We start from the raw sequence: 20,312 nt of genomic DNA on the forward strand, positions 1-20,312 counted from the left end.
GAACTGATGACAAACCTTTTCGGAGCTAACTCGCTGGGCGGCCAGGCGCCGTCGGGCCCGCAGTCGCGCTACATCCTGCCCCAGTTCACGGAGCAGACCAGCTACGGCGTCAAGACGTCCGACCCGTACAACAAGCTTTTCGAGGAGCGCATCATCTTCCTCGGCTCGCAGGTCGACGACGTGTCCGCGAACGACCTCATGGCACAGCTGTTGGTTCTGGAATCGCAGGATCCGGACCGCGACATCACGATGTACATCAATTCGCCCGGTGGTTCGTTCACCGCGCTGATGGCGATCTACGACACGATGCAGTACGTGCGTGCAGACATCTCCACCGTCTGCCTCGGCCAGGCCGCGTCGGCTGCTGCTGTTCTGCTCGCCGGCGGTACGCCGGGTAAGCGTTTTGCGCTCCCCAACTCGCGCATCCTGATTCACCAGCCGGCCACCGGCGGTATCCAGGGCCAGGTTTCCGATCTGGAGATCCAGGCAGCCGAGATCGAGCGTATGCGTCGTCTCATGGAGAACACGTTGGCTCTGCACACCGGCAAGGATCCGCAGACGATCCGCGTCGACACCGATCGTGACAAGATCCTCACGGCCGAGCAGGCCAAGGAATACGGCATCATCGACGACGTTCTGGCGTACCGGAAGCTCAGCGCACAGAAGTAGTCGTTTTCCGCCTCGTGTCGACCACCGAAATTCGGTGCGCGACGCGAGGCGGATCGGTCGGGAAGTGCCAGGTGGAAGACATGCCTGAACTATTTCCCCGACAATATTCTTGATAATCCGTCGACGAATCGCCGACAACAGGTCGACCGTGGTTCGGAACAACGGGTACCGTCACATCACGGGCTGGTTCTGGATCTGCGTTCTGGCGAGTGCACGTACACGAAGGAAGTAGGGACCTCACGAGATGGCACGCATCGGCGACGGCGGGGATCTGCTCAAGTGTTCTTTCTGCGGTAAGAGCCAGAAGCAGGTCAAGAAACTCATTGCAGGACCCGGGGTGTACATCTGCGACGAGTGCATCGACCTCTGCAACGAGATCATCGAGGAAGAACTGGCCGAGTCGAGTGAGGTCAAACTCGACGAGCTGCCGAAGCCCGCGGAGATCCGCGATTTCCTCGAGAACTACGTCATCGGTCAGGACTCCGCCAAGCGGACGCTCGCAGTGGCTGTGTACAACCACTACAAGCGTATTCAAGCCGGCGACAAGGGCCGCGATGCCCGCGGCGAAACCGTCGAACTCGCAAAATCCAACATCTTGATGCTCGGCCCCACCGGCTGCGGTAAGACGTATCTCGCGCAGACCTTGGCGAAGATGCTCAACGTTCCGTTCGCGATTGCGGACGCAACGGCCCTGACCGAGGCGGGTTACGTCGGTGAAGACGTCGAGAACATTCTGCTCAAGCTGATTCAGGCTGCGGATTACGACGTCAAGCGCGCCGAGACCGGCATCATCTACATCGACGAGGTCGACAAGATCGCTCGCAAGAGCGAGAACCCCTCGATCACCCGGGACGTCTCCGGTGAGGGTGTTCAGCAGGCTCTGCTCAAGATTCTCGAAGGCACGCAGGCCAGCGTTCCGCCGCAGGGTGGACGTAAGCATCCGCATCAGGAATTCATCCAGATCGACACCACGAATGTGCTGTTCATCGTCGCCGGTGCGTTTGCCGGCCTCGAACGCATCGTGTCCGATCGGGTAGGCAAGCGCGGCATCGGCTTTGGTGCCGAGGTGCGCTCCAAGGCAGAACTCGACACCGTCGATCGTTTTGCCGAGGTCATGCCGGAAGATCTGATCAAGTTCGGTCTGATTCCCGAGTTCATCGGCCGTTTGCCGATGATCGCGTCGGTCACCAATCTCGACAAGGCGTCGCTCGTCCAGATTCTGTCCGAGCCCAAGAACGCTCTGGTGAAGCAGTACCGTCGACTGTTCGACATGGACGGCGTGGAACTCGAGTTCACCGAGGAAGCCCTCGACGCGATTGCCGATCAGGCCATCCTCCGTGGCACCGGTGCCCGTGGACTGCGCGCCATCATGGAAGAAGTTCTTCTCCCCGTGATGTACGACATCCCCAGTCGCGACGACGTCGAGAAGGTTGTGGTGACCGCCGAGACCGTCATCGACAACGTTCTGCCGACTATCGTCCCGCGTAAGCCTGAGCGCGGCGAACGCCGCGACAAGACGGCTTAACGTCAAAACAGGCTTAACGTCAAAACAACTGTGGCCCGGCATCTCTCGCGAGATGCCGGGCCACAGTTGTTTGTGGGGTGTTCGACTAGATCGGGTTGCCGAGTTCCTTGAGCGGGGTGCGGAAGGTTTCCTTGGCGGTGAAGGCTGAGATCGCACAGATGACGCAGGCGACCGAGGTCAGAATTGCGACGGGCATCCAGTGTGTCTTGTCGCCGCCCATCAGAGCGTTGCCAATGGCGGGTGCAAAGCCGGCGAGCGCAAATCCGACCTGGGTTCCGATTGCGATACCCGAGTAGCGGACCTTGGTGTTGAACATCTCGGAGTAGAACGACGGCCAGATGGCGTTGGGTGCCGCGTAGAAGACGGACATCAAGCCGATTGCGGCAAGGAAGATGAGCGGAACGTTGCCGCTGGCGATCGCGCCGAAGTAGACGTAGATGAAGACCGCGCTGCCCAGTGCGCCACCGACGAAGAGCGGTCGACGGCCGATTCGGTCGGACAATATCGCCCAGGCAGGCTGGCTGATCAGTGCGACAGCGTTTGCGGCAATGGCAACCCACAGCATCGTGGACTTCGGGATTCCCACTTCTTCAGTGGTAGCGAAGGCAAGACCGAACACGGAGAAGATGGTCGACACGACGGCGATGAAGGCGCAGCAGATGACGCGGACCAGATTTGCGCTGTGTGTGCGAAGCAGGTCGGCGACGGGGAGCTTGGCAACGGCCTTGGATTCCTGCTGCTCGATGAACTCTTCGGGCTCTTCGAGCTTGAGTCGCATGATGTAGGCGGCAATGAGAACGATCAGGCTGCCCCAGAACGGGATTCGCCAACCCCAGGTGTAGAGAATGTCGTCGGGCAGCGCCGCGATGGGGAGGAATACCAGGCTGGCGAGGATGAATCCGGCTTGAGTGCCGTTGAGCGTCCAGCTGCAGAAGAAGGCGCGTCGGCCTTCCGGTGCGTGTTCGAGAGTGAGTGAGCTCGCGCCACTCTGCTCGCCGGCCGCGGAGATGCCCTGGGCGATGCGCATCAGCACGAGCAGTATCGGCGCGAACACTCCGATCGAGTCGGCGCTCGGGATGCATCCGATGAAGAAGGTGGCTGCGCCCATCATGATGAGTGTCAGCAGCATGATCTTCTTGCGGCCGACGCGGTCGCCGAAGTGTCCGAGAACCACGGCGCCGACGGGACGCGCGATATAGGCAACTCCGAATGTCGCGAGGGAGAGCAGTGCCGCGTGCCCGCTGTCGGGGAAGAACACCGTCGGGAAGATGAGTGCGGCGGCTGATGCGTAGATGTAGAAGTCGTAGTACTCGAGCATGCTGCCGAGGAACGACGACGTAGCGGCGCGTTTGACCTTGGTGGTGTCTGTTGTGGGCAAGTGCCCTGCCTCAGGTCCCGACGGTGTGACCGTGCTAGCTGACATGCTCATCTCCTGGTGGAAGCGAAAGTGGAGGGCTCTACATCCGCGACGTGGTGTTCGGCGTACTTGTTCGTACTTTGAACGTTTGTGCGGAGAGCGATACACAGAATGTAACTGACGCCACACCGACTACACAAGATTATTAACCAAATAGTTCATAAAAATCTAGCTACGTTTCGGTTGGTTATCGAAACCCCAGTTCAGAGAGCTATGGCTGAGGCCGCTGTGTGGCCGCAACCAGTTCGGCTACCTGCTCCTGCGTGATGCCGAGGCCGAAGGCCGCGAGTTTGCCGAGCGGCATGGAACCGGCCATGGCCATCAGTTCGGGCGCTATCGGCGGGGAATCTTCGGTGGCGGCAGCGGCCATCGCGGCGCCGAGAACTGGGCCTCCGACCGGATGTGCGAACCACTCGGCGATGGTCGACATGGCGTTCAGCGGGCGAGGTCCGATGTTTCCCGGCAGGGTGATCCTGTCCGTGGTTGCAATGTCGCGCGAGGAGAAGCCGACGCGAACGTCGTAGTCACCGGCTTCGACGGCCCAGTCCTGGTCCTTGGCGGACCAGTAGGAAAATGCGCGCGGGTCGAGTGTGATCGTCGTGGTTGTCGATTGCCCGGCTTCGAGGTGGACTTTGGCAAAGCCCTTCAGCTCTTGGGTAGGGCGGTCGACGGCAGAGCCCGCGTCGTGGACGTATACCTGGACAACCGTGCTGCCGGCTCGATCACCGGTGTTGAGCACGGTCACCGTGATCTCGGCAGAATTTTCTCCAGCGGTGATTGCGGTGTCGGTGACGGCAAAGGTGGTGTAGCTTCGCCCGAAGCCGAAGGGGTAGGCAACGTCGTGGTCGACGGAGTCGTAGTAGCGGTATCCCACATACAAACCTTCCCCGTATCGGACGTGTTGCGCAGATCCCGGGAAATGAAGGTATGACGGGTTGTCTTGCAGCCGAAGGGGAATCGTCTCGGTGAGGTGTCCGGACGGGTTGACGAGACCGAACAGGATGTCGGCGATCGCCGACCCGCCTGCCTGGCCGAGAAGCCATCCTTCGAGGATGGCGGCGGCGTACATGCGCCACGGGTTGATCGAGACGACGCCACCGTTGGACAAGACCACGACGGTGTTCGGATTGGCGCTGTGCACTGCTTTCAGCAGGGCGATCTGGTCGGCGGGCAAGTCGATGTCCGAGCGGTCGAACCCCTCGGATTCGGTGGCTGACGGGAGGCCGAGGAAGAGGACGGCCACGTCGGACCTGCGGGCAGCGTCGACGGCTTCGGTGACTTTGTCGCTGTCCGGGGTGCCGTCGAAGGTGAATCCCGGAGCGAAGGTCACGCGGTCGGAACCCGCGATGGCCAGGATTGCGTCCAGCGCATTGTCGAGGGTGGTCGGTACTACCTGTGAACTGCCGGCGCCCTGGTACCGCGGACTGCAAGCGAACTCGCCGATGACCGCGACGGTCTGCCCTCCCGGGGGCAGGGGGAGGATCTCGCCGTCGTTTTCGAGGAGGACCGCGGATTCGGCGGCAGCGGTCCGGGCGAGTTCATGGTGATTCGCAGCGTCGTAGGTGTGGCCCTCGATCCGAGCGCCTGCGGTACGGTCGACCAGCGTCGCCACCCGCTCGGCAGCTGTGGTCACGACGGATTCGTCGAGGTCGCCGCTGTGTACGGCGTCGACGATCTGTCCGTCGGTGCCCGAGGGCGGCATCTCCAAATCCAGGCCGGCGGCAATCGCCGCAACCCGGTCGTTCACGGCTCCCCAATCGGAGACGACAAGGCCGTCGAATCCCCACTGCTCGCGCAGAACTTCGGTGAGCAGCCAATGGTTCTGGCTCGCGTAGACGCCGTTGATCTTGTTGTACGAGCACATCACCGTGGTGGGCGCTGCCGTGGTGACCGCGTACTCGAATCCCGCGAGGTAGATCTCCCGCAGGGTTCGCTCGTCGATATCGGCGCTGACCCGCATGCGGTCGTGTTCTTGGTTGTTGGCGGCAAAATGCTTGAGCGACGTACCGACGCCGCGGGACTGAATACCGATGATCAGTGCGGCAGCCACGCGGCCGGATACGAAGGGATCCTCGGAGACGTACTCGAAGTTCCGCCCGCACAAGGGGGATCGTTTGATGTTGATACCGGGGCCGAGAAGGACCGAGACCTGCTCGGCTTTGGCTTCGTCGCCCAGCGCTTCGCCGACGCGGCGGATGAGGTCGAGATTCCAGGACGAACCGAGTCCGACGGCCGGCGGGAAACACGTGGCCGGGATGCTCTGACCGAGCCCGAGTGCGTCACCGCCCTCCGGTTGTTTGCGAACGCCGTGCGGGCCGTCGGTCAGCAGTATCGACGGAATTCCGGCGACAGCCTGGCTGTGCCAGAAATCCGATCCCGAGGTCAAGGAAGCCTTGTCCTCGAGTGAAAGTCCGTGCGCGCTGTTCTCGGTCACGTGTGTCCTCCCGGTTGCGAGTGCTCCGAAGTCAATTAGTTGGTAGTCGGTCAGGCGGGGGTAGGCGCCGTCAGGAAAGCGACGACCATGTCGCCGAGCATGGTTCGCAGGTGCTCGCGATGCGTCGGGGCGATGAGGTCGCGGTCGAAGAGTGCTTTGAATGTGTAGCGGTTGGCGATGCGGAAGACGCAGAAACTGCTGATCAGCATGTGCACGTCGAGAGCGTCGACGTCGTCTCGGAACGTGCCGGCCTTCTGGCCGTCGAGGAGGATCTGTGACACCAGGTCCGCGGCGGGAGCGCCGAGTCCGCTGAGCACTTCGGACTTCTCGATGTACTCGCCGCGCAGCATGTTCTCGTTGGCCACCAGGCGAATGAAGTTCGGGTGCTGCTCGTGGTGATCGAAGGTGAGTTCTGCAAGTGCGCGAACAGCTGCCGTCGGATCAAGGCCCTCGAGATCGAGTTCACGCTCCTGCGCCCGGATTACGCTGTACGCGTGTTCCAGAACCGACTTGTACAGCCCTTCCTTGTCGGTGAAGTAGTAGTAGATCATGCGTTTTGTGGTGTGAGTCTTGGTGGCGATCTCGTCCACGCGGGCTCCGGCGAAACCCTTGTCGGCAAACTCCTCGGTCGCGACGGCGATGATGTTCACTCGGGTGAGATCGCTGTTTCGACGTCGTTTCTCGGGCTTGGATGCCAGTGCATTCGCGGAGTGCTCGGAGACCATGGACCTCACTCTATCTGCGACGGAGTTGGGTGAGTTCCTTGTCGAGTGCGCGTCGGAGGAGTAGTGTCCGATAAATTAACTCACTAGTTCGTACATTAGCTTCGAGGTGACCCGATGGCAGTATCAAGACCGATCCTGGTTCTCAACGGACCCAATCTCAATCTGTTGGGGCAGCGCCAACCGGAGTTCTACGGTCGGGACACCCTTGATGACGTAGTTGCCCGCTGTGAGGTCGCGGCCGCAAACTTCGGTGCCGTCGTCGAGGCAAAGCAATCGAATCACGAGGGTCAGCTCATCGACTGGATCCACGAGGCGCGCGGAAGAGTTGCCGGCATCGTGATCAATCCCGGCGGCTATTCGCACACGTCGGTCGCCTTGCGGGATGCGCTGGTCACGCTGGAAGCTCCCGTTGTCGAGGTCCATATCAGTAACATTCACAGTCGTGAAGGCTTCCGTCAGCACTCGTACGTGTCCGGAATTGCAGACGCCGTCATCTGCGGACTGGGGATCGACGGATACAGCGCCGCAGTCGAGTTCGTGTGCGTCCGAGGAGAAGAGAACTGATGAGCGAGACAATTCTCTGTGGCCTTATCGGCACAGGAATCGGTGCGTCCCTGACGCCGATCATGCACGAGGAGGAGGGACGGGCGCAGTCTCTGCCGTACGTCTACCGCATCCTCGATCTCGACGTGATGGGGCTGGCGCCGTCGGATATCGGTGAACTGCTCACCTACGCCAAGCGTTTCGGCTTCCGCGGCCTCAACATCACCCACCCCTGCAAGCAGTTGGTGATCGAGCATCTCGACGAATTGTCGCCTGACGCAGCCAAACTCGGAGCCGTCAATACGGTTCTCTTCGAGGGCGGCAAAGCGATCGGTCATAACACCGACTGGTCCGGCTTCGGACGTAACTTCGACACGGGACTCCCCGGCGCGAAGCTGGACCGGGTGGTCCAGCTCGGTGCAGGCGGCGCGGGTGCTGCCGTTGCGTATGCGGCGCTGACGCGCGGAGCTCGCGTGCTGACATTGGTGGATTCGAGTCTTGCTCGGGCGCAGGAACTTGCGCGGACGTTGGCAGTGCAGTTTCCCACTCAGAGCGTGGTAGCGAAGCACACCGACGACCTGGCCGATGCACTCGCCGGCGCCGACGGGTTGATTCATGCCACCCCGATGGGAATGGCCGCGCACCCCGGTATGGCGTTCTCCCCGGATCTTCTGCGCCCGGACCTGTGGGTTGCGGAGATCGTGTACCGCCCCCTCGAAACAGAGCTCCTTCGCCAGGCGCGCTTGATCGGTGCCCCGACGCTCAGTGGCGGCGGGATGACCGTTTTCCAAGCCGTCGACGCCTTCCGGATCTTCACCGGTATCGAGCCGGACAGTGATCGGATGCTTGCCCACATGACCGCCCTTGTTCAGGGTGAGCAGGCGGCGGTAGCACGATGAGCACTCCGGTTCGAACGTCGATAGCAACCGTGTCACTCAGTGGCACCCTCGAAGAAAAGCTGGTTGCGATTGCCGCGGCGGGCTTCGACGGTTTTGAGGTGTTCGAGCCGGATTTTGTCGCCTCTCCGTGGTCGCCGAAGGAACTGCGCACGCGGGCCGCGGATCTGGGGCTGACCCTGGATCTGTATCAACCGTTTCGTGATTTCGATTCCCGGAGCGAGGATCAATTCGCCCGGAATCTTGTTCGGGCGCAGCGCAAGTTCGAGCTCATGGAAGAGCTGGGCTGCGAAACACTGCTTGTGTGTTCCTCGCCGTTGCCGACGGCAAGCCATGACGACGGTCAGTTGGTCGAACAATTCTCGGCGCTGGCAGAGCTGGCGTCCGAGCGCGGCAAGAAGGTGGCGTACGAGGCGCTGGCCTGGGGCGGACACGTCAATACTTACCGGCATGCGTGGAAGATCGTCGAGGAAGTCGATCATCCGTCACTCGGAACCTGCTTGGACAGCTTCCACATCCTGTCCCGCGGTGACGATCCCGCTGGAATCCGGGATATCCCCGGTGAGAAGATATTTTTCCTGCAGTTGGCCGACGCGCCGTTCATGGCGATGGACATCCTTCAGTGGAGTCGGCATCACCGAAACTTCCCGGGGCAGGGCAGCTTCGACCTGAGCACTTTTGCCGGGCACGTCCACGCCGCCGGCTATACGGGACCGTGGTCACTCGAAATCTTCAACGACGTGTTTCGTCGGGCCGACACACAGCGAACGGCAGTCGACGCCCACCGGTCGCTGCTCCACTTGGAGGAGCAGGTGTCCGCCGCCGTGTCGGTCGGGGACGGACCCGAGTTGTTCACGGCACCGGAGCGGACTCCGCTCGAAGGTATCGTCTCGCTGCGCGTCGCGGCCGGACCGGCCAAGCAGGATCAGCTTCACACGATGCTGTCTTCGGTGGGCTTTCACCTGGTCGGACGCCATCGTGATCACGATCTGCAGTTGTGGCGCCACGGCCTTCTGACCATCGCCGTCGACGCGACGGCTGGGACGGTGTGGAGCGCGCCCGGTCTCCCGGCCGACCTGCCGGTTCTCACTCAGATCGGTATCCGCGCAACTGAACCCGAGGTGTGGGGCCGGCGAGCACTCGCGTTGGAGGTGCCGGTCGAACAGGTGCGGTTGCCAGGTTCGGCGGACGAGAATGCCGAAGTCCCGGACGTCGTCCGCCTGAAGGTCACCGACGCGACGTCGATCGACCTACGCGGCCCAGGCAGTGCGGCGGCGTGGGAATCGGCGTTCGATATCTACCCGCTCTCGGCCGCCCGCAACCGCGCGGAGGCGTCGGTGCTCACGGGCATCGACCATGTTGCCCTTGCCGTCCCGGCCGAGAGTTGGGACTCCGTCATGCTGCTCCTGCGGTCTGTCTTCGAGATGCATCCGCACGAGGGGCTGGATGTCACCGATTCTGTGGGACTCATGCGGAGCCAGGCGCTCACCCTCGTTCAGGACGGTTCGGGAAACACTCTGCGTATCTCGCTGAACATGGTGGACGGCAGCCGAAGTGGGTTGCCCACCGTGCGCCGCGGCGGCGTCAGCCACGTTGCCTTCTCGTGTGAGAATATTTTTGCCGCGGCAGCCACCATGGCGGACTGGGGTTATGCGCCGCTTCCCATATCGCCGAATTACTACGAAGATCTCGAAGCGCGCTTCGGTCTCAATGCCGAACTGCTCGACCGTATGCGCGGCGCGGGAATCCTCTACGACGCGGATGCTCACGGCGAGTTCTTCCACCTGTTCACCCCGACCGTCGGCGCCGACCTGTTCTTCGAGGTCGTTCAACGCGTGGGTGGGTACGAGGGTTACGGCGAGGTCAACTCCGCTGTGCGACTGTCGGCTCAGCTGCGCGCGGAGTAGCGACGACCTCGATTCGGTGCGGGTGGGAGTAGACGTTCATCGAATCGCCGCGGATGAAACCGGCAAGCGTCAGTCCCGACTCCTTTGCCAGTTCCACGGCAAGTGACGACGGAGCCGAGACGGCACCGAGGATCGGAATGCCGGCCATGACGGCCTTCTGGACGAGTTCGAACGACGCCCTGCCGCTGACGATCAAGATCGTGTCGTACAGGGGTACTCGGCCGTCGGTGATGGCCCAGCCGATCACCTTGTCTACCGCATTGTGACGGCCGACGTCCTCGCGGAGAGCAAGCAGTTCGCCTGTGGTGGTGAACAATCCGGCTGCGTGCAAGCCGCCGGTGGTCTCGAAGATGCGCTGTCGTCGTCGAAGCGTGAGCGGCATTGACGACAGCGTGGTCGAGCGGACGGTGGTGGTGTCGCCGACCAACGGGTGCTTGGTGGTTGTCCGGACGGCGTCGAGTGAGGTTTTGCCGCACACTCCGCACGCGGAACTGACGACGGTGTTGCGGTCGGTGGTGTGGTCGGGCAACGGCACTCCGGGAGCCAGAGCGATGTCGAGGACGTTGTACGTGTTTGCACCGGTCTCGTCGACGCCGTCGCAGTAGCGAACGATGCTGACATCGTCACGGGTGGCGATGACGCCCTCGCTGAGAAGAAATCCGTGCACGAGGTCGACGTCGTTGCCCGGTGTTCGCATCGTCACCGCCAGCACCTGGCCGCCGACCCTCATTTCGAGTGGTTCCTCGACGGCAAGTGTGTCGGGGCGGGTGAGCACTCGATCGCCCGAGATTCGAACGACCGGTGTTCGTGCGGTGACTCGTCCCATCTCAGGCGCCTGATGCTTCGAGTCGAACGGTGACGGCCTTCGAGACCGGCGTGTTCGACTTGGCTGCAACGTGTTCGAGGGGAACGAGCGGATTTGTCTCCGGGTAGTACGCCGCAGCATTGCCACGCGGCGTGTCGTAGGAGACGATGCGGAATTCCGTGACCCGCCGCTCTTCCAGTGTGCCGTCAGGTGTTGTCCACTCGGACACGATGTCGACGAGATCGCCGTCGCGGAATCCGAGTGCGGTGATGTCGTCGGCGTTGACGAGAATGACCTTGCGGCCGCCCTTGATCCCGCGGTAACGATCGTCGAGGCCGTAGATCGTGGTGTTGTACTGGTCGTGGCTTCGCATGGTCTGCAGAATCAATCGGCCGCTAGGGGTGGGCAGCCACTTCAGTTCGTTGACGCCGAAGTTGGCTTTGCCGGTGTGCGTGTGGAATTCGCGCGAATCGCGCGGCGGGTGTGGCAATTGGAATCCGTCGGGTTGGCGGACGCGGGTGTTGTAGTTCTCGCAGCCCGGCACGACGCGTGAGATGGAGTCGCGGATCAGGTCGTAGTTTCCCTCGAAGGCGGACCAGCGTACGGAGTGATCACTGCCGAGGAGTTCGCGGGCGAGTTGGCAGATGATGGCGACTTCACTGCGCAGGTATGGGCTGACCGGGTTCAGTCGCCCGCGCGAGAGGTGCACCATCGACATGGAATCCTCCACGGATACCAGCTGTTTGCCGCCGGCTTGGACGTCGAGGTCGGTGCGGCCCAAGGTGGGGAGGATGATCGCGGTTTGCCCGTGGACAACGTGGCTGCGGTTCAGTTTGGTGGAGACCTGAACGGTGAGTTCGCATTGGCGCAGCGCGGTTTCGGTGGCCGCGGTATCGGGACTGGCCTGGATGAAGTTGCCGCCCATCGCCATGAAGAAGCTTGCCTTGCCTGCGTTCATGGCCCGGATCGCGTCGACGGTGTCCCAGCCGTGCTTTCGCGGCGCCGTGATCTTGAACTCGGTGTCGAGAGCGGCCAGGAATTCTTCCGGCATCTTTTCCCAGATGCCCATCGTGCGATCGCCCTGGACATTGGAGTGCCCGCGAACGGGGCAGACACCGGCGCCTGGCTTGCCCATCATTCCGCGCATCAGCAGGAGATTGACGGCTTCCTCGATGGTCGCGACTCCGTGTGCCTGCTGAGTCAGACCCATCGCCCAGCAGATGACGGTGCGTTCGGAACGAGCGAGGGCCGACGCTGTTTCGGTCAGTTGCGCCATCGTCAGCCCGGTTGCTTCGAGAACGGTGTCGAGATCAACAGCGCGAACGTTCTTTTCGTAGTCGTCCCAGCCCGCGCAGTACGTGTCGACAAATGCGCGGTCGACGACCGTGCCCGGGTTGCGGTCCTCTTCCTCGAGAAGAAGTTTGCCGAGTCCCTGGAACAACGCCATGTCGCCGCCGAGACGAATCTGCAGGAATTCGTCCGCGATGTCGACACCGTGACCGACCACGCCGGAGACCTTCTGCGGATCCTTGAAGCGTCGCAGTCCGGCCTCGGGAAGCGGGTTGACTGCGATGATCTTGGCGCCGTTGCCTTTTGCCTTCTCGAGTGTCGAGAGCATTCGAGGGTGATTGGTGCCCGGGTTTTGCCCGGCGATGAGTATGAGGTCGGCGTTTTCGAGGTCGGGAACCGTCACGGAGCCCTTGCCGATGCCGATCGACGCGGTGAGGGCGCTGCCCGACGATTCGTGACACATATTCGAGCAGTCCGGCATGTTGTTCGTGCCGTAGCTGCGAATCATCAACTGGTACAGGAACGCGGCCTCGTTGGAGGTGCGACCGGACGTGTAGAACACGGCTTCGTCAGGGGAGGTGAGGGAAGTCAGGTGATCGGCGATCAGCGCGTAGGCGCCTTCCCAATCGATGGGTTGGTAGTGCGTCGCACCGGGAGTGAGCACCATCGGGTGCGTCAGGCGTCCTTGCTGACCGAGCCAGAAGTCGGTCTTGCCGTCGAGTTCCGCGATCGAGTGCTCGGCGAAGAACTCCGGTGTGACGGTGCGCAGAGTCGCTTCCTCGGCAACGGCCTTTGCGCCGTTCTCGCAGAACTCGGCGGGCTTGCGGTGACCTGGAGTTTCGGGCCACGCGCAACCGGGGCAGTCGAAACCGTGGCGTTGATTGAGCCTGGCCAAGGTGCGCGCGGTCCGGAGAGCGCCCATCTGTTCGACACCACGTTGCAACGAGACGAGGACAGCGGGAACGCCCGCGGCGTAATCCTTCGGGTGCGTGACCTCGAGGTCGGATTCGTCGATGTCCTTGATGGGGCCCTTGCGCGTCATGACTCCATACTCTCCCGAATGCGACGGGTATGCCATGAAAGCGGAAATGTGTGTCGCGTCGCCTTGCCGGTACGCTCGCACGATGGGTGTGAACGTGCGGCCGGCTGAAACCGCAGATATTCCAGCACTTGCAGAAGTCCTCGCAGACGCGTTCGAGGATGACCCGCTGATGGTGTGGATACTGCCCGACGAGGAATCTCGACGCGCGCGGTTGGCACGTTTGTTTGCCGCCGAAGTTCGCTATCACCACCTGGCCGGAGGTGGGTCGGAAGTAGCGGTCGACGAGAACGGCGTGATCGGGGGAGCGGCACTCTGGGATCCGCCGGGGCGATGGAAGCAGTCGACGTGGGAGTCCGTGATCAGTTTTCCGGCGGTGGTGCGCGCATTGGGAACCCGCATGATGGTGGGTGCCGAAGTGGGTGGGGTCCTCGAGAAGGCTCACCCACAGACGCCGCACTGGTATCTCGCCACCATCGGTACCGGAGCACAGGCGCGCGGCGGCGGGTACGGCAAGGCGCTGCTGAACTCAAGGCTCGATCGGTGCGATCGCGATCGGATACCGGCTTATCTCGAATCCAGTAAGAAGGAGAACATCCCGTACTACAACCGTTTCGGGTTCGTAGTGACCGATGAAATCGTGATACCTGATGGAGGACCTACCGTTTATCCGATGTTGCGGGAGCCGAAGTGATGTTGCCTGAGCTGCACGGCGGTACGCCGTTCGACGAGTTGGACGATTACATCGCCTTGCCGAGACTGTCGGGTCTGGCACTCTCGGTGGACGGATCGAGGCTGATCTGTGGGCGCGCGGTTCTCGACGACACCGGTACCGAATACGTATCGTCGCTGTGGGAATTCGATCCGCAAGGCCGTCGGCAGGCCAGGCGATTGACCTGGGGCACAACCAGCGAGTCCGGTGCCACGTTTGCTTTCGACGGCGACATCCTCTTCACCGCAACACGTTCCGTGCCGGGGGAGGACTCGCCGCAACCGGCACTGTGGCGGTTACCTGCCGACGGTGGTGAGGCGAGCGTGGTGTGCCGTCGCGGCAGCGGCGTGTCTTCGGTGACGGCCGCGCGGTCGGCCCCGACCTTTGTTGCGCACACCCCGGTGATGGCGTCGGCGCGTGGGCTGGAGCACGACGACGAGATCCGCGCGGCCCGCAAGGACGGCAAGGTCACGGCGGTGCTCCACACCGGATATCCGGTGCGGCACTGGGATCACGATCTGGGGCCGGATCAACCGCATCTTGTTGTCGGGGAATCCGATTCGGAGGGTGCTGTTGTTCTGCGCGACGTGACACCGAGCGCCGGTGCGGCACTGCGCGAGGGTTCGATGTCGATCAGCGCTGACGGTTTGTTTGTCGTGTCCACGTGGGCCGTGGGAGATTCCGGCGCTGCCCGTCGCTCGACCATCGTGCGGATCGACACGGTGAGTGGGGATCGAGCCACACTGGTGGACGATGCCGAGGCCGACGTGCACAGTCCGTCCGTATCTCCGGACGGCACTCGCGTCGCGTTCATTCGCGAAACTCTCACAACTCCGGATCATGCGCCACGAGTGTCCTTGGGGCTCTACGATTTCCGAACGGGCGCCGTAACCGCTGTTGCCGACGGCTGGGATCGCTGGCCGACGTCGCTCGCGTGGCTCTCGGACGGATCGGGCTTGGTCGTCACTGCCGACGATGGCGGTCGCGGACCCGTCTTCACCATCGATCTGTGGGGTCAGCCTGTGCGGCTGACCAAGGATGCTGCCGCCTACACCGACATTCGAGTGTCTGCGGAGGGTGAGTTCCTCTACGCGCTGCGCGCATCGTACGAGGCTCCGCCGCACGTGGTGCGTATTGCTCTTCGCTCGGGTGAGGTATTGCCGTTGCGCGGGCCTGACGCGTTGCCGGAACTGCCCGGCACCCTGACGGAGATCAGCGCCAGGGCGCAGGACGGGACACAGGTTCGGAGTTGGTTGGCGTTGCCGACCGGTGCTGCTGCTCATGCGCCGGTGCCGTTGTTGTTGTGGGTGCACGGTGGTCCGTTGAATTCGTGGAACACGTGGTCGTGGCGGTGGAACCCCTGGCTGTTGGTGGCAAAGGGGTACGCGGTGCTGTTGCCGGACCCGGCCTTGTCCACGGGATACGGCCAGGACTTCGTGCAGCGGGGGTGGGGCCAGTGGGGCAAAGCTCCCTTCACCGACTTGATGGCTGTGACCGACGCCGCCGTGGCGCTTCCCGAGATCGATCCGAACCGCACCGGCGCAATGGGCGGTTCATTCGGTGGCTACATGGCGAATTGGATTGCCGGCCATACCGACAGGTTCGACGCGATTGTCACCCACGCGAGCCTGTGGGCGCTGGATCAATTCGGTCCGACGACGGATTCGGCGTGGTATTGGCAACGGGAAATGTCACCGGAAATGGCCGTCGACAACTCACCGCACCTCTACGTGGCGGATATCAACACCCCGATGTTGGTGATTCACGGCGACAAGGACTACCGCGTTCCGATCGGTGAGGGGCTGCGCCTCTGGTACGAACTTCTTGCGGAGTCCGGATTGCCTGCCGACGCTGACGGAAAGACCGATCACCGGTTCCTCTACTTCCCGGACGAGAACCACTGGGTCCTCAAACCGACTCACACCAAAATTTGGTATGAGGTGGTGATCGCTTTCCTGTCCGAGCACATCCTGGGTGAGGACGTCTCCCTGCCGGAGATACTCGGCTGATCAGGACTGTCGGCGCCTCACATCGCGGCAAACGTCGCCGTGAGGAAAGAGTGATTGACCCGCAACGTCGGACACGAAGGCCCGAAACATCGGCATCCGATGATCGATATCGACCTTGATTCTCGGTCGAAGGGATGCAAGGAACGATGGGCGCTCAACTCGGTACTACTCAGCTCGGAACCACTAGTGTCGACACACTCTGCGCATACTGCGGAGTGGGTTGCGGTCTGGTGCTCGACATCATCACCGATCCGGAAACGGGACGTAGGAAAGCGGCAAAATCGTCGGGTCTGAAGACTCACCCCACGAATTTCGGGCGGTTGTGCACCAAGGGCAGCACAACTGCGGACATGTTGGCCGGACCTGGGCGCATGGAGTCCGCATACCTACGGCACAGTCGCGGCGGTGCGATCGAGGCAGCGGACATCGATGCTGTGATCACCGAGACGGCGAACCGTCTGCGCGCGATGGTCGACGAGCACGGCCCGGATGCTGTTGCGTTGTACGTGTCGGGGCAGATGTCCCTCGAAGCCCAGTACCTGTCGAACAAACTGGCCAAGGGATTCATCGGAACCAATCAGATCGAATCCAATTCTCGGCTGTGCATGGCCAGTGCCGGCACCGGTTACAAGCAGTCCCTGGGCGCCGACGGACCGCCCGGTTCCTACCAGGACTTCGAACACGCAGATGTGTTCTTCGTGATCGGCGCGAACATGGCGGACTGCCATCCGATCCTGTTCCTGCGGATGATGGAACGCGTCAAGGCGGGCGCGACGCTGATCGTCGTCGACCCTCGACGCAACGCCACTGCCGACAAGGCAGACCTGTTTCTTCAGATTGCACCCGGGACGGATCTTGCGCTGCTCAACGGACTGCTGCACCTCCTGGTCGAGGACGGTCACACCGATCCCGAGTTCATCGCCGAGTTCACCGAAGGCTGGGAGGTCATGCCCAGCTTCCTCGCGGAGTACACGCCGGACAAGGTCGCTGAGATCACCGGTATTCCCGAGGCGGACATCCGCGCCGCCGCCCGGTTCATCGGTGAGGCCGGCAACTGGATGAGCTGCTGGACAATGGGTTTGAATCAGAGTACCCATGGAACGTGGAACACCAACGCCATCTGCAACCTGCATCTCGCCACCGGCGCGATCTGCAAAACCGGTAGTGGCCCGTTCTCGCTGACCGGTCAGCCGAACGCCATGGGTGGCCGCGAAATGGGATACATGGGGCCAGGTTTGCCTGGTCAGCGTGCGGTGATGTTCGACGGCGACCGTGAATTCGTCGAGGACCGGTGGGGCATCCCGCACGGGTCGCTGCGCACGGACGTCGGCGGTGGGACCATCGACATGTTCACCCGGATGGCGGCCGGAGAGATCAAGGCGTGCTGGATCATCTGCACCAATCCCGTTGCAACGGTGGCCAATCGAAAGACGGTGCTCGCCGGCCTGGAGCAAGCTGAGCTTGTCATCGCACAGGACGCATTCCTCGGCACCGAAACGAACGAATACGCCGACGTTCTGCTCCCGGCGTCGTTGTGGACCGAGTCCGACGGAGTGATGATCAACTCCGAACGCAACCTGACGCTCTTCCAGCAGGCGTTGGACCCGGTCGGCCAAGCATTACCGGATTGGCAGATCATCGCCCGGATCGCGTGCGAGATGGGTTATGCCGACGCATTCACCTATACGTGTGCAGAGGACGTGTTCGAGGAGATCAAGCAGTTCTGGAATCCGAAGACCGGTTACGACCTGAGGGGCGTGACGTACGAGCGCCTCCGCAAGAACTCGATCCAGTGGCCGTGCCCTCCCAACAGTGATCAGGACCGCCACCCCATTCGATACCTCAACGACGGTGTCAGTCAGCAATTGCTTGTCCGGGACGACGGCAGTACTCCGCGCCTCGCGTTCCCTACCGCCAGTGGCCGCGCGTCGTTCTTCGCCCGGCCACACATGCTGCCCGCCGAAATGCCCGACGACGACTACCCGTTCCTGCTCAACACCGGACGTCTGGCACATCAGTGGCACACCATGACCAAAACCGGCAAGGTCGCCAAACTCAACAAACTCAACCCCGGCCCATTTGTCGAAATGCATCCCGACGACGCCGCTCGGTTCGGTATCGCCGACAAGGACGCGATCGAGGTTGCCTCACGCCGCGGCCGCGCGGTGCTGCCCGCTCTGGTCACCGACCGGGTGCGCCCGGGGAACTGCTTTGCGCCATTTCACTGGAACGACGCATTCGGTGAATACCTGACCATCAACGCCGTCACCAACGATGCAATCGATCCGGCGTCGCAGCAACCGGAGTTCAAGGCCTGCGCTGTCACCTTGACCAAGGTCGCCGTCAGAGCGCCGGAAGCTACTCCCGTCGAGAGGACAACGCACGTGTCGAGGGTCGACGTTCTCGCTGATGTCTTCGGTCAAACCGATGCGCCTGCACCAGCATTCGATCCACTCGAACAGCAGTATCTCGCCGGACTTCTCGCCGCGCTGCGATCGGATGCCGACCGTACGCCTGGGGTCCCGACCTTGCCACCGACTGCGCCCTTCGATTCGGGTAAGCGGATGTGGGTCGACGGTGTCCTGGCCGGCTTGTACTCACGATCTCTCGTTTCGGGTGGCCCCCCGAAGCCCGACGCGCAGCGGGAACAGATTGTGGTGCTCTGGGCGTCGCAAACCGGCAACGCCGAGGAATTTGCCGCAGCCTGTGCGACTCGGTTGGGGGGAGTCGGCTTGCCGGTGCGGGTATACGGGATGGATGAGTTCTCGGTCGCCGATCTTGCGGACACTCGTGAACTGCTGCTGATCACCAGCACGACCGGCGACGGAGATCCGCCGGACAACGGCAGCGGATTGTGGGACGCGTTGACCGGGGACGAAGCGCCTTCGCTAGCGGGGACCCGCTATTCCGTCATCGCTTTCGGTGACTCCAACTACGACGACTTCTGTGGTCACGGGCGCAAACTCGACGCTCGGCTCGCGGAACTCGGCGCAACCCGCATCGTCGATCGTGTCGATTGTGAACCGGACTACGAGGACGATGCTGCCGGTTGGTTGGACGCAGTCGCGGCTGCAGTGGGGGACGCGACTGCAGTAGGAGATCAGCCCAGCCCCGTTGTGGTCGGAACGTCTCGTGTGAGTTCACCGCCGGACAGTTCGCGCCAGTACAGCAAGAAATCTCCACTGATCACCAGCCTGACCCGAAATGTTGTTCTCAATCGCCCGGGTTCGACAAAAGATGTGCGCCAGTTGGGCTTTCATCTGCCGGAGGGCACCGTCAGCTACGAGGCCGGCGACGCGCTGGGTGTCTGGCCCCGCAACAGCACTCCGATCGTGGACGAATGGCTCTCGGTTTCCGGTCTCGACGGCGAGAGCACAGTCGAACTGGGGGAGTACGGCGCGATGACGCTGCGTACCGCGCTCTCCGAACGCCTCGAGATCACCCGCGTCAACAGTGATCTGCTGCGATTCGTGCATCAGCGGACCCGGGACACTGACCTGGCGGAACTGCTGAAGCCGGAGAACAAGGCTGTGCTCAAGGATTGGTCGTGGGGCAGGCAATCCGTCGACGTGTTGGCCCAGTCTCCGGTTCGGGCTTCCGTCGACGACTGGCTCGGCGTGCTCAAACCTCTTCAACCGCGGCTGTATTCGATTTCGTCGAGCCCGAAGGAGAATCCCAACGAGGTGCAGCTGACTGTCTCCGCCGTCCGGTACAACGTTGTGGGCGTCCCGCGGCGTGGGGTGTGCTCGACGTACCTGGCTGATTACGCCGGTAGTGACGACATCGGCATCTACGTGCAAAAATCCAGTCATTTCCGGCCGCCGTCGGATCCTGCGGCTCCCATGATCATGGTGGGGCCGGGCACCGGCATCGCGCCCTTCCGAGCGTTCCTGCACGAACGGCGAGCATTGGGGCATACCGGACCGAACTGGCTGTTCTTCGGGGAACAGCACGCCGCTACCGACTTCTACTACCGCGAAGAAATCGAAGAGCTCCGCAGAGACGGATTCCTCACAGAACTCGACGTCGCGTTCTCCCGGGACCAATCGGAGAAGATCTACGTCCAGGACCGAATGCGTGAGCGGGGTGCGCAGCTGTGGGAGTGGCTGCAGAACGGCGCACACTTCTACGTGTGTGGTGACGCGGAGCGGATGGCCAAGGATGTCGACGGCGCCTTGAGCGGTGTGGTCGCACAATACGGAAAGCTTGCACCCCGTAGCGCCGAGGCATACGTCAAGGCACTGGCAGCGGAGAAACGCTACGTACGTGACGTCTACTGATTTACGAAGCCTCAGTTGCGGCGGTGAGAGGTGCAAATTCACGCTGGACGGGGGAGTCATT

13 protein-coding genes are annotated in these 20,312 nt (G+C 62.4%); 8 read left to right on the forward strand and 5 right to left on the reverse strand.

Annotated features, from left to right (window positions below):
* Positions 1 to 6 precede the first annotated feature (6 nt).
* Positions 7 to 669: an ATP-dependent Clp protease proteolytic subunit gene (locus tag CJ178_RS00460; RefSeq protein ID WP_033232858.1), complete on the forward strand. Its 663-nt coding sequence runs from the start codon at positions 7 to 9 to the stop codon at positions 667 to 669.
* A gap of 244 nt (positions 670 to 913) precedes the next feature.
* Positions 914 to 2,194 carry an ATP-dependent Clp protease ATP-binding subunit ClpX gene (gene clpX / locus CJ178_RS00465; protein WP_033232860.1) on the forward strand — a complete coding sequence of 427 codons (1,281 nt, stop codon included), beginning with the start codon at positions 914 to 916 and terminating at the stop codon, positions 2,192 to 2,194.
* Between the two features lie 85 nt (positions 2,195 to 2,279).
* On the opposite strand, the gene CJ178_RS00470 is transcribed toward clpX, so the two are convergent.
* The 3 genes from CJ178_RS00470 to CJ178_RS00480 all read right to left on the reverse strand — a co-directional run bounded on the left by CJ178_RS00470 (position 2,280) and on the right by CJ178_RS00480 (position 6,770).
* Entirely contained in the window at positions 2,280 to 3,617 is a 1,338-nt protein-coding gene (locus tag CJ178_RS00470; RefSeq protein WP_033232862.1) for an MFS transporter, read from the reverse strand.
* A 205-nt stretch (positions 3,618 to 3,822) separates the two neighbouring features.
* A complete protein-coding gene (locus tag CJ178_RS00475) occupies positions 3,823 to 6,045 on the reverse strand; it encodes a glycoside hydrolase family 3 C-terminal domain-containing protein (RefSeq protein ID WP_095885896.1) in 2,223 nt (740 codons plus the stop codon).
* Positions 6,046 to 6,095: 50 nt separating this feature from the next.
* Positions 6,096 to 6,770, reverse strand: coding sequence for a TetR family transcriptional regulator (locus CJ178_RS00480; RefSeq protein WP_051730375.1), 675 nt, complete (start codon positions 6,768 to 6,770; stop codon positions 6,096 to 6,098).
* Between the two features lie 114 nt (positions 6,771 to 6,884).
* Between CJ178_RS00480 and aroQ the strand changes: the two genes are divergently transcribed.
* The 3 genes from aroQ to CJ178_RS00495 are packed head-to-tail and all read left to right on the forward strand — an operon-like array spanning position 6,885 to position 10,116.
* Complete coding sequence (aroQ, locus tag CJ178_RS00485; RefSeq protein ID WP_033232866.1) at positions 6,885 to 7,334, forward strand: type II 3-dehydroquinate dehydratase; 450 nt, start codon at positions 6,885 to 6,887, stop codon at positions 7,332 to 7,334.
* A complete protein-coding gene (locus CJ178_RS00490; RefSeq protein WP_033232868.1) occupies positions 7,334 to 8,212 on the forward strand; it encodes a shikimate dehydrogenase in 879 nt (292 codons plus the stop codon). The genes aroQ and CJ178_RS00490 overlap by 1 nt, the downstream gene beginning before the upstream one ends.
* Positions 8,209 to 10,116 carry a sugar phosphate isomerase/epimerase and 4-hydroxyphenylpyruvate domain-containing protein gene (locus CJ178_RS00495; RefSeq protein ID WP_095885897.1) on the forward strand — a complete coding sequence of 636 codons (1,908 nt, stop codon included), beginning with the start codon at positions 8,209 to 8,211 and terminating at the stop codon, positions 10,114 to 10,116. The genes CJ178_RS00490 and CJ178_RS00495 overlap by 4 nt, the downstream gene beginning before the upstream one ends.
* Here the strand turns inward: CJ178_RS00495 and fdhD are convergent.
* Positions 10,073 to 10,942, reverse strand: coding sequence for a formate dehydrogenase accessory sulfurtransferase FdhD (gene fdhD / locus CJ178_RS00500; RefSeq protein WP_095885898.1), 870 nt, complete (start codon positions 10,940 to 10,942; stop codon positions 10,073 to 10,075). The genes CJ178_RS00495 and fdhD overlap by 44 nt on opposite strands.
* A gap of 1 nt (position 10,943) precedes the next feature.
* On the reverse strand, positions 10,944 to 13,253 hold the full coding sequence (locus tag CJ178_RS00505; RefSeq protein ID WP_179300703.1) for an FdhF/YdeP family oxidoreductase: 2,310 nt from the start codon (positions 13,251 to 13,253) through the stop codon (positions 10,944 to 10,946).
* 82 nt (positions 13,254 to 13,335) lie between these two features.
* On the opposite strand from CJ178_RS00505, the gene CJ178_RS00510 reads away from it, so the two are divergent.
* From CJ178_RS00510 to CJ178_RS00520, 3 genes are all read left to right on the forward strand, one after another.
* On the forward strand, positions 13,336 to 13,944 hold the full coding sequence (locus tag CJ178_RS00510; RefSeq protein ID WP_033232876.1) for a GNAT family N-acetyltransferase: 609 nt from the start codon (positions 13,336 to 13,338) through the stop codon (positions 13,942 to 13,944).
* Positions 13,944 to 15,971 (forward strand): prolyl oligopeptidase family serine peptidase, encoded by a 2,028-nt coding sequence (locus CJ178_RS00515; RefSeq protein ID WP_095885899.1) that lies wholly within the window; start codon positions 13,944 to 13,946, stop codon positions 15,969 to 15,971. The genes CJ178_RS00510 and CJ178_RS00515 overlap by 1 nt, the downstream gene beginning before the upstream one ends.
* 146 nt (positions 15,972 to 16,117) lie before the next feature.
* Positions 16,118 to 20,251, forward strand: a complete 4,134-nt coding sequence (locus CJ178_RS00520; protein WP_095887771.1) for a bifunctional nitrate reductase/sulfite reductase flavoprotein subunit alpha — start codon at positions 16,118 to 16,120, stop codon at positions 20,249 to 20,251.
* The last annotated feature ends 61 nt before the right edge of the window (positions 20,252 to 20,312 follow it).

The organism is Rhodococcus sp. ACPA4 (genome assembly GCF_002300185.1).
In the GTDB taxonomy this organism is placed as follows: Bacteria; Actinomycetota; Actinomycetes; order Mycobacteriales; family Mycobacteriaceae; genus Rhodococcus_F; species Rhodococcus_F globerula.

Excerpts from the sequence above, each read along its gene's own strand:
- CJ178_RS00470 (WP_033232862.1), bottom strand. The coding sequence starts at position 3,617 with ATGTCAGCTAGCACGGTCACACCGTCGGGACCTGAGGCAGGGCACTTG.
- fdhD (WP_095885898.1), bottom strand. The coding sequence starts at position 10,942 with ATGGGACGAGTCACCGCACGAACACCGGTCGTTCGAATCTCGGGCGAT.
- clpX (WP_033232860.1), top strand. The coding sequence starts at position 914 with ATGGCACGCATCGGCGACGGCGGGGATCTGCTCAAGTGTTCTTTCTGC.
- aroQ (WP_033232866.1), top strand. The coding sequence starts at position 6,885 with ATGGCAGTATCAAGACCGATCCTGGTTCTCAACGGACCCAATCTCAAT.
- CJ178_RS00480 (WP_051730375.1), bottom strand. The coding sequence starts at position 6,770 with ATGGTCTCCGAGCACTCCGCGAATGCACTGGCATCCAAGCCCGAGAAA.
- CJ178_RS00460 (WP_033232858.1), top strand. The coding sequence starts at position 7 with ATGACAAACCTTTTCGGAGCTAACTCGCTGGGCGGCCAGGCGCCGTCG.
- CJ178_RS00495 (WP_095885897.1), top strand. The coding sequence starts at position 8,209 with ATGAGCACTCCGGTTCGAACGTCGATAGCAACCGTGTCACTCAGTGGC.
- CJ178_RS00505 (WP_179300703.1), bottom strand. The coding sequence starts at position 13,253 with ATGACGCGCAAGGGCCCCATCAAGGACATCGACGAATCCGACCTCGAG.
- CJ178_RS00490 (WP_033232868.1), top strand. The coding sequence starts at position 7,334 with ATGAGCGAGACAATTCTCTGTGGCCTTATCGGCACAGGAATCGGTGCG.
- CJ178_RS00515 (WP_095885899.1), top strand. The coding sequence starts at position 13,944 with ATGTTGCCTGAGCTGCACGGCGGTACGCCGTTCGACGAGTTGGACGAT.
- CJ178_RS00510 (WP_033232876.1), top strand. The coding sequence starts at position 13,336 with ATGGGTGTGAACGTGCGGCCGGCTGAAACCGCAGATATTCCAGCACTT.
- CJ178_RS00520 (WP_095887771.1), top strand. The coding sequence starts at position 16,118 with ATGGGCGCTCAACTCGGTACTACTCAGCTCGGAACCACTAGTGTCGAC.